Here is a 13,916-nt window from a genome sequence, read left to right as displayed (position 1 = left end):
GATACTCGTCAGGCCGCGACGGCGATGGTCGCGGGCGTGCCGGCTTCGAGGAAGGCGATTAGGCCGCATTCCTCCCGGCTGAGATAGCGCTTGGCGCGCGGGAGGCGGAGCGCCTTGCGGAAGGTCGACTGGCCCTGTTTGACGAGGTCGATCAGGGCGGGGTGGACATAGCTTTTCCGCGCGATGGCATGGGTGTTGCCGAGCCGCGCGACGACCGGCTCGAGCATCGCCTTCAGGCTGAGATCGCGCTCGGCCGAGGCAAGCGCCTCGAACGCGGCGACGCTGGCTGCCCAGGTGCGGAAGTGCTTGGCGGTGAAATCGGTGCCGGTGACCGCCTGGATATAGGCGTTGACGTCGCTCGACGTGACGGGATGCGCGACGCCGTCATCGTCGAGCCAGGCGAAGAGATGCTGTTCGTCGAGGTCCTGGCATTTCTTCACGAAGCTGCTGAGCGAGCGATCGGTGATCCTGAGCGTGCGCATCTTGCCCGACTTGCCCTTATATTCGAGCCGGAGCGTGGCGCCCTTCACCGCGCCGTGGCGCTTGCGGAGCGTGGTCGCGCCGAAACTCTCGTTCGCGGCGGCATAGGCCTCGTTCCCGATACGGATATGCCCGCCGTCGAGCAGGCGGAGAACCGCGGCGACGGCGCGGTCGCGGCTGAGCGAGCGTTTGCGCAGATCGGCCTCGACCGCCTTGCGCAGCTTCGGGAGGGCGAGACCGAAATTGGCGCAGCGTTCGTATTTCGCGGCATCCTGCGCCTCGCGGAAGCCGGCGTGATAGCGATATTGCTTGCGACCCTTCTCGTCCCAGCCGACCGCCTGGATATGACCATTGGGCTTGGGGCAGAACCAGGCGTTGCTGTAGGCGGGGGGCAGGCCGACCGCGTTCAGCCGGTCGATCTCGTCGCGGTCGGTGATGCGGGTGCCCGATGCGTCCCAATAGCCCCAGCCGGCGCGCATCTTGCGGCGGGAAATGCCGGGTTTGCTGTCATCTGAATATACGAGTCTGCTGGGCAACGCGTCGTTCCTTCCGGTCGCCATTCGAAATGTTCGGGCGGGCGCATCGTTCCGGAACGACCCGCGCGGCGCGGGGTTGAGGGGGCACGGGATTTCACTGGAGACATGACATGGCCGATCTTTCCCAGGCACGCATTCTGATCCTCGCCACCGACGGTTTCGAGACCGTCGAGCTGTTCGAACCCAAGAAGGCGCTCGAGGCGGTGGGCGCGAAGGTGACGCTCGCGTCGATCAAGACCGACCCGATCCAGGGCATGAAGGGCGACATCAACAAGGCTGAGACGATTACCCCCGAGCTGACGCTCGACGAGGTCGATACCGACGATTACGACGCGCTGGTGCTGCCCGGCGGCGTCGCCAACCCGGACGCAATGCGCGTCCAGGAGCGCGCGATCGAGATCATCACCGAGTTCATGGAGGACGGCAAGATCGTCGCCGCGATCTGCCATGCGCCCTGGCTGCTCGCCGAGGCGGATGTGATCGACGGGCGTCGGCTGACGAGCTTTCCGTCGATCCGCACCGATCTGGAGAATGCCGGTGCGGACGTGGTCGACGAGGAGGTCGTGGTCGACGACAATCTGATCACCAGCCGCAAGCCTGACGACATCCCCGCGTTCAACAAGGCGATCATCGCCGCGCTCGAGGAAGAACTGGCGGACGAGCCGGTCGACTGACGGCCGGCGGTCAGAGGCGACGAGATACCCGGGGGTCAGCGTGTTTGCTGGCCCCTTTTTGGTGTTTGTCCAAGCGGTTGATCCAGGCCTGCGCGGGCCGCTCGACGCCGTGGTACAGGACGAGGGAGGCTAGCAGGATCGCGATGAGAAGCGCGCCGATCAGGAGCGGCGGGACCGCGACCGCGCTGGCGACGAACGCCATCTTGAACGCGGTCCAGAGCAATGAATGGCTGAGATAGGTCGAAAAGCTGATTTCGCCGAGCTGGTGGAGTGGCCAGGAGGCGAGCGGGTTGCCGGGGCGGTTTGAGGTCAGTGCGATGGCGAGCAGCAGTGCCGCGAGTGCGGCGGGTATCGCGACGATCTCGTTGACGAGGCCGGTTGCGAAGCTCGCAAAGCCCAGGCCGCCGACGCACAAGGCTGCGACGAGTGCGCGCCGGGGCTGGTCGCGGTGGCGTAGCCACAAAGCCGCGACTGCTGTGCCTGCGCCGAATTCGCTGACGCAGCGCAGGATGCCGAACCAGGGGATCGCCTGACCGAGCGTCGCCATGCCGTTCGATCGCATCACGTAGGCGAGCAGGCCCAGCGCGACGGCGATCGCCGCGATCAGGCCGGGTGTCGGAACGCGGCGCCAGTCGATGACGAGCGGGAGCAGCGGGAAGGCGAGATAGGCAAACATCTCGCTCGAGATCGACCAGGCGGGATCGTTCCAGTCGAGCGCAGTGATGCCGAACCAGTCGCGCGTCATCGGCCAGTTCTGGAGCAGGAGGATATGCACCGGCAAGCGGTCGAGCGGGAAGCGCGGGTCGGGGGGGCGTCCGGTCAGCGCGAGCGCGGCGACGATGAGCAGCGCGAAACCGAGCATGACGAGGTGGAGCGGCCAGATCCGCGCGACCCGGCGGCGCAGGAAGCCGGGGATGGCGCGCCAGCGCTGCACGGCGATCCGGTCGGCATAGCTCAGCCAGATCACGAAGCCTGAGAGCAGGAAGAAGAAGTCGACCGCGAGATAGCCCTTGGCGAGAACGCGCTGCACGCCGTCGGACACGCCGAGCGCGGCGCGGAGATGGAACAGCACGACGAACCAGGCGGCGACGCCGCGCGCGCCGGTCAGCGCCCTCAGTTCGCTCATGCGGGCAGGGGGCCGGGGGCGGGGCGTCGCATCGGGCGGAAGCTCGCGTCACGGCGCTTGCGCCCGAGATAGGTGTCGAGCCCGATCTGCGCGCCGATCAGCATGTAGATGAACGGCTGGAACGCGATGGCGATGAACGCCGCGCCGAGCAGATAGACGAGATGGCCGGTCTGCAATGCGGCGGCGAGCGGGCCGGCCCAGGCGAACTGCCCTTCCGGATCGCGGTAGCGGCGGCGCAATATCTCCATCCGGACGAGGCCGCCGAGGTTGAGGACCAGCCATAGCGCGAGACCGAAATAGCCCTGTTCGCCGAGCATCTCGAAATAGGCGCTGTGATAGGCGCGCGCCTTGTCTTCCTCGACACGGCCCGGCGTCGCAGCACCGGTCCCGGCAAGGTCGTAGCGGATGCGGTTGCCGCGATACGCCTCGAACCCGCCGCCGAACGGGTGCGATTTGGCATAGTCGATCGTCCACTGCCACACTGCGATCCGGGTCGAGGCGGATTCGTCGGCCTGGTAGGTCTTGATCGTGTTCATGCGGTCGGTGAAGGTCGAGGGCAGGAAGGGGATGGCGATCAGCCCGAGCGCGGCCAGCCCCGCCAGATACAGCGCCTTGCGCTTGACGACGCGGAGCGACAGGACCGCGAGCAGCGCGATGCAGAGCAGGCCGGTGCGCGTCGAGGTGCCAACCGGGATCAGCAGGCAGGCGAAGACGAGCGCGACGCAGAAGCCGCGGACGCGCCAGTCGGGTTTGAAGATCGTCCCGTAGCGCATGAACCAGATAATGATCGGGATGATCGCGACTGCGACCGCGCTGATCGTGCTGCCTTCATAAAGCCCCGAATTATTGTCGACCATCAGGTTCAGCTGGCCGTAACCGCCGCCGCCGCTGGCGATCGTCTTGATACCGCCGACGATGATGATCGAGGCGGCGGAAAGGATCATGAACAGCAGCAGCGCCTCGATCCGGAGCCGGGTGCGCAGCGTCAGTGGCAGGAAGGCGGCGAAGGCGAGCGCCTTCCAGACCCAGTCCCATTTGTCCTTCGCCTCGATCGGGAAGTCGGCGGCGAGCGTGGTCGCCCAGCAATAGAGCAGCAGCACGACGATCAGCAGCTGGCGCGGCGCGACCCGCGTGTCGCGCTTGTCGTCCGCGATCAGCCAGCCGCCGACCGCCAGCGCGACCGCGATCAGCGAGATGGGGACGGTGTTGAGCAGCAGATAGGTCAGCCGCTGCGGCGAGACGATGTCGATATAGACATAGGCGAGGACGAGCAGGAACGGACGCCGGAACCCGAGCGCGAAGATCGCAGCCAGAAAGGCGATGAAGGCGAGATCACGCACGCGGGCGGCGTCCGGTACCGCGTGCCGCCGGGCGGTCACCGGCGGGCGGGCCGCCACCCTCGCGATCGTTGCCGGCTTCCGGCTCGGAATCGAGATCGGGGCGGCGGAGCAGCAGGATCGCAGCGATCATCATAAGGCCGTGCGTCAGGCCCAGCGCGAAATTGTCGATCATCGGCCGGCCTTTCCGTGTCTGCGCGGTCCCGTTGCCGCCTGTGTCCGTCGCCGCGGCATAGGCCATGGCGGTTGACGCGCCGTTAAGCGCTGTCATGGCAACACGCTACTCACGATGCGCATTCTTCATATCCTCGACCACGGCCTGCCCCTGCAGAGCGGCTATACCTTTCGCACGCGGGCGATCCTCAAGGCGCAGGAGGCGCGCGGCTGGACGGTCGCGGCGGTAACTGGGCAGCGTCATGGTCCGGCCGCCGCCGCGGTGGAGTCGGTCGACGGGCTGACCTTCCACCGGACGCCGGCGACGCGCCGGTCGGGGCCGCTGGGCGAAATTGCCGGGATCCGCGCCTTTGCCCGGCGGATCGAGGCGGCGGTCGATGCCTTTCGCCCCGATATCCTGCACGCGCATTCGCCGGTGCTCGATGCGTTGGCGGGGCTGATCGTCGCGCGGCGGCGCAAACTGCCGCTGGTCTACGAGATCCGGGCGTTCTGGGAGGATGCCGCGGTCGGCAACGGCACCGGGACCGAGGGATCGCTCGCCTATCGGACGACGCGCGCGCTCGAGACCTGGGCGGTCGGCCGTGCGGACGGCGTCGCGGTGATCTGCGAAGGGCTGCGCGACGACCTGATCGCGCGGGGGGTCGACGGGGGCAAGATCATGGTGTCGCCCAACGGCGTCGATCTGACGCTGTTCGGGGCGGTGCCGCCGCGCGATGACGCGCTGGCGGCGACGCTGGGGCTCGACGGCAGGGACGTGGTCGGCTTCATCGGCAGCTTCTATGATTATGAGGGGCTGGACGACCTGATCGCGGCGATGCCCGCGCTGGTCGCCGCACGGCCGGACGCGCGGCTGTTGCTGGTCGGGGGCGGGCCGATGGCGGATGCGCTGGCGGCGCAGGCCGCGGCCTCGCCGGTCGCGGGGGCGATCCATTTCGTCGGCCGGGTGCCGCATGCGGAGGTCGAGCGCTATTACGGGCTGATCGACATCCTCGCCTATCCGCGCAAGCGGATGCGGCTGACCGATCTGGTGACGCCGCTCAAGCCGCTCGAGGCGATGGCGCAGGGGCGGATGGTGGCCGCGTCGGACGTGGGCGGACACCGCGAGTTGATTCGCGACGGGGATACGGGCACGCTGTTCCCACCCGACGATCCGCCAGCGATCGCGGCGGCACTGGCGGGGATGTTCGACGATCGCGCGGACTGGCCGTCGCGCCGTCAGCGCGCGCGGGCGTTCGTCGAGCGCGACCGTAACTGGTCGTCAAACATTTTGCGTTACGAACCGCTTTACCATCGGCTGATACAGGCCGAATGACGGACCATGGCATGACCGAATTCCATCGACAGTCCCCGATCCGCCACCTTCCCGTTGCCGCAGCACTGCTCGTCGCGGTCGCCGCGATCATTGGCTTCGTCGCGATGCCGGGGACGATGCTCGAGGAGCTGGTCTGGCGGACCGGCGTCGCCGCGCTGATCCCCGCCGCACAGCCGCCGCTGGGGATGACCGCGCGCGTCGTCCTCGCGCTCGCCACCGCGGTCATCGGCGCGGCGGTGACCTGGTCGGCGCTGTTCTTGCTGGTGGGGCCGGGGGGCTTGCTGGTCCGTCCGCCGCGTCGCCGCGACGACGGGGTGCCGGTCGTCCGCCGGGCCGATGCGCATCCCGACGCGCCGCCACGCCGGCCGATGACTGCCGCCGATCTCGGCACGCCGATGATGGAGGTGACCGCGGCGAACCCGGTCACGCTCGAGCGGTCGATCCCGGCGGACCTCGACCAGCCGCTCGCGGCGTTCGACCCGCATGCGATCCTGCCGGTGCCGATGGCGCCGATCCGGCCGGTCACGCCGCTGGTGCAGGCCGAGGCGGCGCCGGTCGCGCCAGCCACTCCGGTAGAAGACGAGGAGCGGGTCGAAGCATTAGCCGACGCATCCGTCGCGATCGACGAGCCGGTGGAGGCCGCGACGGTCCCGATCATGGTCAGCGAGCCGGTCGCGCCGCGGGTTTCGGTGGCTTGGTCGGCGCCATCATCGGCGCCACCGTCAGCCGGCGCCGTCAACGGCGCGGCGCGCCATGAGCCGCGTCTCGTCGATACGCCGGCGCCGGCTGCATCGCCGTCACCGCCTTCGATCGAGTCGCTGTTGCGGCGGCTGGAGCAGGGCGCGACCCGGCGGCGTCAGGCGACATCGGGCTGACATACCGCGACCGCGTGAAACCGCTGTCGATACGAAGAAACCTCTGATACCGATTGCTCGAAAACGACGGTCGGAGGGGTCATGGCGCAGGTCGCGGATCAATCGAAGTTCGAAGATGTGGCGGCGCCGGCGGGGCCGGACGGGCAGGCGGGGGCGAACCGCTATGGCTGGTATGTGCTGTCGATCCTGTTCCTGGTCTATGTGCTCAACTTCGTCGACCGGCAGATCATCTCGATCCTAGCCGAGGACATAAAGCGCGATCTGGGGCTGAAGGACCAGGATCTCGGGTTTCTCTACGGGACCGCGTTCGGGGTCTTCTATGCGCTGTTCGGGATTCCGCTCGGGCGGCTTGCGGACAATTGGCACCGCGTCCGGCTGATGACGATCGGCCTGACGCTCTGGTCGGTGATGACGGCGGTGTCCGGCCTGTCGCGGACCGGTGGGCATCTCGCGGCGGCGCGGATCGGCGTCGGTATCGGCGAGGCGACCGCCAGCCCGTCGGCCTATTCGCTGATATCCGATTATTTCCCCAAAAGGCTGCGCGCGACCGCGCTGTCGATCTATTCGGCTGGGCTGTACGTTGGTGGCGGCTGCTCGCTGTTCATCGGCGGGGCGATCGTACAGGGCTGGAACCGGGCCTATCCGGGGGGCGGGCCGTTCGGCCTCGTCGGGTGGCAGGCAGCGTTCATGGCGGTCGGTGTGCCGGGTCTGCTGCTCGCGATCTGGATCGCGACGCTGAGGGAACCGATCCGCGGGCATGTCGAGGGGCTTCCCGAACCGGCGCCGCACCCCGCACCGTTTCGGGCCTTTGCCGGCGAACTGCTGACGATCGTGCCGCCGCTGACGCTGATCGGTGCGGCGATGGGCGGGGTCGGGGCGTTCGTCGTCAACCTCGCCGGGCTGGTGATCGTCACGCTGGCGGTGGTCGGGCTGGTGGCAGCGGGCGAGCCCTGGCCGCAATGGGTGGCGATCGGGACCGGCGTCTATGCCGTATTCTCCTGGGCCTGTGCGCTGCGCCGTCGCGATCCGCCGACCTTCGCGCTGATCATCGGTACGCCGGCGTTCCTGTGCACGGTCGTCGCCTATGGCCTGAACGCGTTCCTGAGCTATGCGGCGAGCTTCTGGGCGGCACCCTATGCGCTGCGCGTGCTCGGCGCGACGCCGTCGAGCGCGGGGTTCCTGCTCGGCGGGCTGGGCGCGCTTGCGGGGTTTCTCGGGCTGACGATGGGTGGGGTCGTCTCCGACCGGTTGCGGCGGACCAACCCGGCGGGGCGGCTCTTGGTCGTGATCTTCGGCGCGGTGGTGCCGGTGCCGTTTTTGTGCCTCGCCTTCACCGCATCGGCGCCGCTGCCCTTCTATGCCGGGATCTTTCTCGCGCAGATTACCGCGAGCTGTGCGCTCGGTGCCGCGGCGGCGACGACGCAGGATCTGGTGCTGCCGCGGATGCGGGGAACGGCGACCGCGACCTTCTTCATCGGCACGACGCTGATCGGGCTAGCGCTAGGCCCGTATCTGGCGGGTCGCATGTCGACGCTGAGCGGGAGCCTGTCGGTCGGGATGCTGTCGCTGCTGGTCAGCGTGCCGATCACGCTGGCCACGGCGGCGGCGGCGTACCGGCTGGTCCCGGCCGCCGAGGCGTCGCGCGAGGCGCGGGCCCGGGCGGCGGGGGAGGTCGCCTAGCCATGGCCCCTCGTTGAGGATGTCATGGCTAGGCTAAGTGGTTCAGTTCGGCTGGAACACGCCGCAGGCGATGCGGCCGCCGCTGTTGCCGGCGGGGTCGGTCATCAGATCGTCGGGACCGGCATGGACCACGAAGGCCGAACCATCGGCATCGAGCAGCCCGGCCATCGTCGCGCCCGGGATCGTGACGCCGACCGTGCCGCGGCCGTCGGTGCCGGTGATCAGGTTGGGCAGATCGCCCTCATGCGGCCCCTGCGGGTTCATCGACCCGTGCTTCATCGACGTCGGGTTCCAGTGGCCGCCCGCGGTCGTGAAGTCGGGCGCGTCGCAGCGGCCGGTCGTGTGGATGTGGACGCCGTGCGTGCCCGGCGGCAGCGCCTTGACATCGACGGTGAAGCGCAGTCCGCCGGCGACGTCGGTCGCGGTCGCGCGGCCGACATCGACCCCGGCGGCGTTCATCAGCATCGCGCGCGCGCTCTGCCCCCCTGCGACCGGCGTGCCGGTCTCGAGCCCCTTCTGATCGCAGGCCGCCAGCCCTAGCGCCGCTGCACCGACCAGCGCAAATGTTGCAATCCGCATGTCCGTCTCTCCCTATTGATCCGACGCGAACCCGCCAAAGTCGCCGGCGGTTCCGGCGTCGGGTTCGAGCGGCCAGCGCAGCAGCGGTTCGTACCAGGCACCGTCGCGGCCGAGGTGGCTCTGGTACAGCGTCAGATGGGTCATCGCAAACGGCGCGCTGGCGAGCCCGGCATGGCGGGCGATCCAGCCGTCGATCTCCGGCGACGTGCCGAGCGACCGCGGCAGCCGCGCGAGCGTGACGTGCGGCAGATAGGCGCGGCGGTCGGGGGGAAGCCCGGCGCGGACCACCGCCTGGTCGACCTTGCGGTGCAATGCGGTGAGCGCGGCGTGCGGGGTGACGCCCGCCCAGAGCGTGTCGGTACGCCCGCGGCTTTCGAACTGACCGACCGCGTGCAACGCCACCGTTGGCGCCGCCGGCGTCAGCGACAGGCGGAGCCGGTCGATCTCGGTCACGATGTCGTCGGCCAGACGCGGATCGACCTCGCCAAGGAAGCGGATCGTGACGTGGAGCTGCTCGTCATCCTGCCAGCGCGCACCGCCGATCCCGTCCATCAGGTCGAACAGCATCTCGCGGATGGGGAGGGGCGGGCGGAGCGCGAGAAACAGGCGTAACATCGGCAGGAATCATAGCGCCGATCACCCCGAATTGGGAACGTCTCCGCTTGAAAATCGTCCTCCCAGCACCGATGTTGCACGCAACCGGCATGTGGCCGGATAGAGGAGTTGTAATTTCAATGGCTAATTGGTCTGATCCCCGGCCTCGTGCCGCGCCGTTCGGAGCGACGGCCACCACCACCGGTTCGGCAGCGTATGACGCGGGTCTCCGTTCGTACATGCTGTCGGTGTATAACTATATGGGCTCGGGCGTGCTGCTGACCGGCATCGTCGCGCTGCTGTTCGCCTGGGGCGGTGCATCGTCGCCTGCCGCACAGGTGTTCATGGGCGGCGGTCCGCTGAAATACGTCATCATGTTCGCGCCGCTCGCGATCGTGTTCGGCATGAGCTTCGGCCAGAACCGGATGAGCACCGCGACGCTGCAGATGCTGTTCTGGGGCTTTGCGATCCTAATGGGTCTGTCGCTGTCGACGATCTTCCTGGTCTATAGCGGCACGTCGATCGCCAGCGCGTTCTTCGCGACGGCTGCCGGCTTCGCCGGTCTGAGCCTGTACGGTTACACCACGAAGCGCGATCTGTCGGCGTTCGGGACGTTCCTGATCATCGGCGTGGTCGGTCTGCTGGTGGCGAGCATCATCAACATCTTCCTCCAGTCGGGTGTCATGCAGCTGGTCATCAGCGGCGTCGGCGTACTGCTGTTCGCAGGTCTGACGGCCTATGACACGCAGCGTACCAAGAGCCTGTACATGCAGGTCGCGGGTACGGACATGGTCGGCAAGGTCGTGATCATGTCGGCACTGAGCCTGTATCTCGACTTCATCAATATGTTCATGTTCGTGCTTCGCCTGTTCGGCAGCAGCCGCAACTAAGCGCTTTGCACCTTCTCTCAGTAACGGTCCGGCGGGAAACTGCCGGGCCGTTTTTGCATCCTGGCCAGGATTTAAGACCACAATGCGTCTCTCGATCGACGTTCATCTGGATTATGGAATTGCCGGCGACGCCGACGTGTTGCTGCAGATCGAGGCGGCAGCGATGCCCGACCAGCGGATCGAGGAACAATCGCTGACGATCTGGTCGGACAGCCCGATCCGCGCGGTCCCGGGCGAGGACGGCATCGGCCAGCGCTGCTGGGCGCGGGGACATGGCCGGCTGACCGCGGCGTACCGCGCGGTGGTGAAGGTCGAGCGCCCGGTCGTCGCGCTCGGGGCCTATGGCACAACGCCGCCCCGGCTGCTGCCCGGCGACGTCACCGCCTATCTGATGCCGAGCCGCTATTGCCAGTCGGACCGGTTCGAGGGGTTCGTCGCGCGCGAGTTTCCCGGGCTCGCCGGTGGCGCGCTGGCGGCCGCGCTGAGTGCGTGGGTCGGCAACGCGCTCGATTACCGGATGGGATCGAGTTCGGGCGAGACGACCGCGCTCGACACCTTCGCGTCGCGGTCGGGCGTGTGCCGCGACTATGCGCATCTGCTGGTCGCGCTCGCCCGCGCGGGGGGAATTCCGGCGCGCTGCGTCTCGGCCTATGCGCCGGGCGTCGATCCGCCCGATTTCCACGCGGTCGCCGAGCTCTGGCTCGACGGCGCGTGGCGGCTGGTCGATCCGACGGGGATGGCATCGTGCGGCGATATCGCGCGTGTCTGCATCGGGCGCGACGCCACCGACATCGCGTTCATGACGGTGTTCGGGCAAGCGACGCTCTGGACACAGACCGTCCGGGTCCGCGCGCTCGACGACGAAACGGCGTGACCGGTCCGCGGCGCGAGTCGCTCGTCGCAGAGGCAGGAACACCGGGCGCGTTGAACCGTTTGCGTCCGTAACGATTTTCACAGGAGTCTCGACATGACCGATATCGACAAACGCGCGCTCGACAGCCTGTCGGTGGCACCGGATGGGCAGGATGGCGATGCTGCCAACGGCCGGACCGACGGCCGCGACCCGCGCCAGGAGGCCGGTCAGGACAAGTCGATCGGCAAGCGGCTGCAGAAGAACCCGTCGAGCAACGATGCGCGTCTCGACAATGCGCTCGACGAGTCGATGGATGCGAGCGATCCGCCCGCCTCGACTCAGCCGGTGCACAATCAGGGGCCGGCGCCGTCGTCGGGCTATGATGCCGAAGCAGAACGCAAGCTGGCCGAAAAGAACAGCTGATCTATCGGGGAGTCTGCTCGCGCCCGGCCGATGCCGGGCGCGGGCGGCGCTCCGACATCCCAAGTTCTAATGTTGCGTAAATACCGCCCTTGGCGAAAAGTTTGATGCCTGGCCTCGACTGGTCGCATTGCGTGTTGCAGCGCAACAGATTTCATGGTCGCTTATAACCGTGACGTGACGATGCGTTAGGGACCCTCCTCTGCCCCAAATGCATGGGAACGCCTGTTACTTGCAGCAAGGCGGGGTGACGATATGGCTTCACGGATGAAACCGGCAAAGGGCATCACGACGCTCGCCGAGATGAAGGAATTCGCAGGCTTTTCCAGCGCGACGCAGCGTTATATCCGGCGTTCGCTCGATGTCGGCCTCGACCGGGAGGATGCGATGACGCGCTGGTCGCGCGACGTGGTCGAGGAAGCCAGCATTCGCGCACAGGCGCGGCTCTATCGTGGTCTCGACGATGTTCGCGAGCTTCTGCCCGAGGATGCGGGACTTGGCGGGGCGGACCGGTTTCTTGGAAAACTGGTCACGCTGGCCGCGTTCGATCTGGGGCAGGGGCGGCTGACGAGCTTTTCCGCCTTCCGGTTCCTGTACGAGCGGCTCGCCGGCGCGGATGTCCGACCCTGGCTGCCGTCCGCCTTCTGCGCGGCGGCGGCGTTGCCGCATCTCCATCCCGAACTCCGCCGCAAGCTGCTCCAGTCGATCAGCGAAGCCGCGGCGACCGCGTCGGGCTGGTCGAGCCGGGAGCCGGTCTTCTTCCCCTATTGGGTGGAGAAGGTCGACAGCGGGACGTCGCTCGCGACCTGACGGCTCAGCGGCAGGCGCGCCAGCCCATCGCGCCGCGATCCGCCTGATCGAGATGGAAGTGATCGGCATGCGCGGCGTTGTAATCGGGCGAGAGCGTCGTTGCGAACAATTGGCAGGCGCCGTCGCGGACCTCGCGGAGGAAGGCCGCCTTTTCGTTATCGCCGCGCCAGTCGCGGGCCACGGTGATCCGGGTGCCATTGCCCAGCCGAAAGCCGGCAATGTCGACCGCGTCGGCGGTCGAATGCTCGCTCCACGTGCCGGCGTCGCGGCCGTAAATGCGGCGACAGCTATAGCTGCCGAAATGGTCGATGCTCGTGACCTTGGTGCCGAAATGCCGTTCGGCCGCGGGTTGGACGACATTCCATTCCCATATCGCGAGCGCCGCGGCGACCGGACAGGCGACGCCCAGACCCGCGGGCGCGAAGTCGATCCGCCGTGCGCCACCGGATGTGAACCGGACGCCGTCGCTATAGCCGCATTGGCCTTCACCGCTGCGAGGCGGCAGCGCGGTGTAGCGGACACCAGCACGCTCGAGCGCGGCGCGACAGGCGGGATAGGACTGAGTCAGCGCAGTGAGCTTGCGCCCGGTCATCAGCCCGATCGGCTGGCCGAGGTCGAGCGGGGTCCAGGGCAGATCCTGCGGCCGACCGCGCAGCGTCGACCAGAGTATCAGCCCGAGACCCGCGATCACCGCCAGCGCGACGATCCAGCCCAGTGTCCGTCGCACCGTGCGCATCAGCCGTGCGCCACACGCGTGACGGGCTCGCTGGTCACTGGATAGCCGAGATCGTCGGGGATGCAGAAATGGTCGATCCCGTCGCGCGGCTCGATCCACGGCGTCACGGTGCGGACCGGTCTGCGCCGCGCGTCGTCGACCGCGTCGTCGAAGCCCGCGAACAGCGCGAGGCGCTCGAGGTTACGGCGGGTGGGGAAGATCACCTGTGCGCGGCCGGCATCGGCATGCGCGAGGATCTCGGCAGCGGTCGCCCAGAGCAGGCGGACATTCTCCGTCTCGTCGACGCGGGCGGGGGCGGCGTCGGCGGGCAGGCGCGCGAGATAAAAGCGGGTGTCGAAGATGCGGGTCAGATGATGCGCCGGCCGCCACCGCGCGAAATAGGTGAGCATGTGCGGATCACAGCGGAGCCCCAGCGCGTCGAGCATCGGCCCCAGTTCCCGTCCGACATGCAGCGCCGCACGAAGTGTCGCGAGCGTATCGGCGGACGGTGCGGGATAAAGACCGATGGCGAGCCCCACCTCCTCGATCGTCTCGCGGATTGCGGCGATGCGGGCGGCGACCTCTTCGATCGTGACCGGATCAGCGGGCTGCCGGGTGAGTTGCTCTGCTAGCATGCGGTCGGAGGGGTCGACGCGGCCACCGGGGAAAACGAGTGCACCGCCGGCAAACGCCATCGATCCCGCGCGCTCGACCATCAGCAGTTCGGGGGCGAGCGACGGGCGATCGCGAAAGATCACCAACGTGGCGGCCGGAATGGCGGGGGAGATCGGCTCGGTCATCGGTCTGTGTAACGCGCGAAACCCGGATCGGGCCAGACGGCATTATAGCGTGATTCAGAGC

At 67.9% G+C, this 13,916-nt stretch carries 16 protein-coding genes; 8 read left to right on the top strand and 8 right to left on the bottom strand.

The annotated features are described in order from the left end of the window. Window positions 1-8: 8 nt before the first annotated feature. Entirely contained in the window at window positions 9-1,040 is a 1,032-nt protein-coding gene (locus NEF64_RS11165) for a DNA topoisomerase IB (protein WP_051916402.1), read from the bottom strand. Between the two features lie 86 nt (window positions 1,041-1,126). On the opposite strand from NEF64_RS11165, the gene NEF64_RS11160 reads away from it, so the two are divergent. Next, the gene (locus NEF64_RS11160; RefSeq protein WP_031394328.1) at window positions 1,127-1,690 is read left to right on the top strand and encodes a type 1 glutamine amidotransferase domain-containing protein; all 564 of its coding nucleotides are present in this window, start codon (window positions 1,127-1,129) and stop codon (window positions 1,688-1,690) included. Window positions 1,691-1,700: 10 nt separating this feature from the next. Here NEF64_RS11160 and NEF64_RS11155 read toward each other — a convergent pair whose 3' ends face one another. The 3 genes from NEF64_RS11155 to NEF64_RS11145 are packed head-to-tail and all read right to left on the bottom strand — an operon-like array spanning window position 1,701 to window position 4,424. After that, on the bottom strand, window positions 1,701-2,816 hold the full coding sequence (locus tag NEF64_RS11155) for an acyltransferase family protein (protein WP_056407870.1): 1,116 nt from the start codon (window positions 2,814-2,816) through the stop codon (window positions 1,701-1,703). Beyond that, window positions 2,813-4,156, bottom strand: a complete 1,344-nt coding sequence (locus tag NEF64_RS11150) for a putative O-glycosylation ligase, exosortase A system-associated (protein ID WP_056408716.1) — start codon at window positions 4,154-4,156, stop codon at window positions 2,813-2,815. The genes NEF64_RS11155 and NEF64_RS11150 overlap by 4 nt, the downstream gene beginning before the upstream one ends. Next, window positions 4,149-4,424: a hypothetical protein gene (locus tag NEF64_RS11145; protein WP_156360408.1), complete on the bottom strand. Its 276-nt coding sequence runs from the start codon at window positions 4,422-4,424 to the stop codon at window positions 4,149-4,151. The genes NEF64_RS11150 and NEF64_RS11145 overlap by 8 nt, the downstream gene beginning before the upstream one ends. Before the next feature lie 18 nt (window positions 4,425-4,442). Between NEF64_RS11145 and NEF64_RS11140 the strand changes: the two genes are divergently transcribed. From NEF64_RS11140 to NEF64_RS11130, 3 genes are all read left to right on the top strand, one after another. Beyond that, window positions 4,443-5,639, top strand: a complete 1,197-nt coding sequence (locus tag NEF64_RS11140) for a TIGR04063 family PEP-CTERM/XrtA system glycosyltransferase (RefSeq protein WP_056407874.1) — start codon at window positions 4,443-4,445, stop codon at window positions 5,637-5,639. An 11-nt stretch (window positions 5,640-5,650) separates the two neighbouring features. Further along, window positions 5,651-6,514, top strand: coding sequence for a hypothetical protein (locus tag NEF64_RS11135; RefSeq protein WP_156360409.1), 864 nt, complete (start codon window positions 5,651-5,653; stop codon window positions 6,512-6,514). Window positions 6,515-6,595: 81 nt separating this feature from the next. Further along, window positions 6,596-8,194 carry a spinster family MFS transporter gene (locus NEF64_RS11130; protein WP_252573740.1) on the top strand — a complete coding sequence of 533 codons (1,599 nt, stop codon included), beginning with the start codon at window positions 6,596-6,598 and terminating at the stop codon, window positions 8,192-8,194. A gap of 42 nt (window positions 8,195-8,236) precedes the next feature. On the opposite strand, the gene NEF64_RS11125 is transcribed toward NEF64_RS11130, so the two are convergent. Beyond that, complete coding sequence (locus NEF64_RS11125) at window positions 8,237-8,773, bottom strand: superoxide dismutase family protein (RefSeq protein ID WP_056407880.1); 537 nt, start codon at window positions 8,771-8,773, stop codon at window positions 8,237-8,239. Between the two features lie 12 nt (window positions 8,774-8,785). Next, window positions 8,786-9,388, bottom strand: coding sequence for an RNA 2',3'-cyclic phosphodiesterase (gene thpR, locus NEF64_RS11120; protein WP_056407882.1), 603 nt, complete (start codon window positions 9,386-9,388; stop codon window positions 8,786-8,788). 119 nt (window positions 9,389-9,507) lie between these two features. On the opposite strand from thpR, the gene NEF64_RS11115 reads away from it, so the two are divergent. The 4 genes from NEF64_RS11115 to NEF64_RS11100 all read left to right on the top strand — a co-directional run bounded on the left by NEF64_RS11115 (window position 9,508) and on the right by NEF64_RS11100 (window position 12,340). Then, on the top strand, window positions 9,508-10,257 hold the full coding sequence (locus NEF64_RS11115; protein WP_031440668.1) for a Bax inhibitor-1/YccA family protein: 750 nt from the start codon (window positions 9,508-9,510) through the stop codon (window positions 10,255-10,257). Between the two features lie 82 nt (window positions 10,258-10,339). Then, window positions 10,340-11,131 carry a transglutaminase-like domain-containing protein gene (locus NEF64_RS11110; RefSeq protein ID WP_056407886.1) on the top strand — a complete coding sequence of 264 codons (792 nt, stop codon included), beginning with the start codon at window positions 10,340-10,342 and terminating at the stop codon, window positions 11,129-11,131. A gap of 93 nt (window positions 11,132-11,224) precedes the next feature. Further along, on the top strand, window positions 11,225-11,533 hold the full coding sequence (locus tag NEF64_RS11105) for a hypothetical protein (RefSeq protein WP_056407889.1): 309 nt from the start codon (window positions 11,225-11,227) through the stop codon (window positions 11,531-11,533). A gap of 264 nt (window positions 11,534-11,797) precedes the next feature. Further along, on the top strand, window positions 11,798-12,340 hold the full coding sequence (locus tag NEF64_RS11100; RefSeq protein ID WP_235516446.1) for a hypothetical protein: 543 nt from the start codon (window positions 11,798-11,800) through the stop codon (window positions 12,338-12,340). Between the two features lie 4 nt (window positions 12,341-12,344). Here NEF64_RS11100 and NEF64_RS11095 read toward each other — a convergent pair whose 3' ends face one another. Further along, entirely contained in the window at window positions 12,345-13,076 is a 732-nt protein-coding gene (locus NEF64_RS11095) for an extensin-like domain-containing protein (RefSeq protein ID WP_056407899.1), read from the bottom strand. Further along, window positions 13,076-13,855, bottom strand: a complete 780-nt coding sequence (locus NEF64_RS11090; protein ID WP_056407910.1) for an NUDIX hydrolase — start codon at window positions 13,853-13,855, stop codon at window positions 13,076-13,078. The genes NEF64_RS11095 and NEF64_RS11090 overlap by 1 nt, the downstream gene beginning before the upstream one ends. Between the last annotated feature and the right edge of the window lie 61 nt (window positions 13,856-13,916).

The sequence above is a fragment of the Sphingomonas aerolata genome (assembly GCF_023935825.1).
Classification (GTDB): Bacteria; Pseudomonadota; Alphaproteobacteria; order Sphingomonadales; family Sphingomonadaceae; genus Sphingomonas; species Sphingomonas aerolata.
The sequence above is the reverse complement of the archived record's forward strand: the minus strand, read 5'-3'. Positions and strand labels throughout refer to the sequence as shown.

Coding starts and splice junctions, on each gene's coding strand:
- NEF64_RS11165 (WP_051916402.1), bottom strand. CDS start 1,040: ATGGCGACCGGAAGGAACGACGCGTTGCCCAGCAGACTCGTATATTCA.
- NEF64_RS11160 (WP_031394328.1), top strand. CDS start 1,127: ATGGCCGATCTTTCCCAGGCACGCATTCTGATCCTCGCCACCGACGGT.
- NEF64_RS11155 (WP_056407870.1), bottom strand. CDS start 2,816: ATGAGCGAACTGAGGGCGCTGACCGGCGCGCGCGGCGTCGCCGCCTGG.
- NEF64_RS11145 (WP_156360408.1), bottom strand. CDS start 4,424: ATGACAGCGCTTAACGGCGCGTCAACCGCCATGGCCTATGCCGCGGCG.
- NEF64_RS11140 (WP_056407874.1), top strand. CDS start 4,443: ATGCGCATTCTTCATATCCTCGACCACGGCCTGCCCCTGCAGAGCGGC.
- NEF64_RS11135 (WP_156360409.1), top strand. CDS start 5,651: ATGACCGAATTCCATCGACAGTCCCCGATCCGCCACCTTCCCGTTGCC.
- NEF64_RS11130 (WP_252573740.1), top strand. CDS start 6,596: ATGGCGCAGGTCGCGGATCAATCGAAGTTCGAAGATGTGGCGGCGCCG.
- NEF64_RS11125 (WP_056407880.1), bottom strand. CDS start 8,773: ATGCGGATTGCAACATTTGCGCTGGTCGGTGCAGCGGCGCTAGGGCTG.
- thpR (WP_056407882.1), bottom strand. CDS start 9,388: ATGTTACGCCTGTTTCTCGCGCTCCGCCCGCCCCTCCCCATCCGCGAG.
- NEF64_RS11115 (WP_031440668.1), top strand. CDS start 9,508: ATGGCTAATTGGTCTGATCCCCGGCCTCGTGCCGCGCCGTTCGGAGCG.
- NEF64_RS11110 (WP_056407886.1), top strand. CDS start 10,340: ATGCGTCTCTCGATCGACGTTCATCTGGATTATGGAATTGCCGGCGAC.
- NEF64_RS11105 (WP_056407889.1), top strand. CDS start 11,225: ATGACCGATATCGACAAACGCGCGCTCGACAGCCTGTCGGTGGCACCG.
- NEF64_RS11100 (WP_235516446.1), top strand. CDS start 11,798: ATGAAACCGGCAAAGGGCATCACGACGCTCGCCGAGATGAAGGAATTC.
- NEF64_RS11095 (WP_056407899.1), bottom strand. CDS start 13,076: ATGCGCACGGTGCGACGGACACTGGGCTGGATCGTCGCGCTGGCGGTG.
- NEF64_RS11090 (WP_056407910.1), bottom strand. CDS start 13,855: ATGACCGAGCCGATCTCCCCCGCCATTCCGGCCGCCACGTTGGTGATC.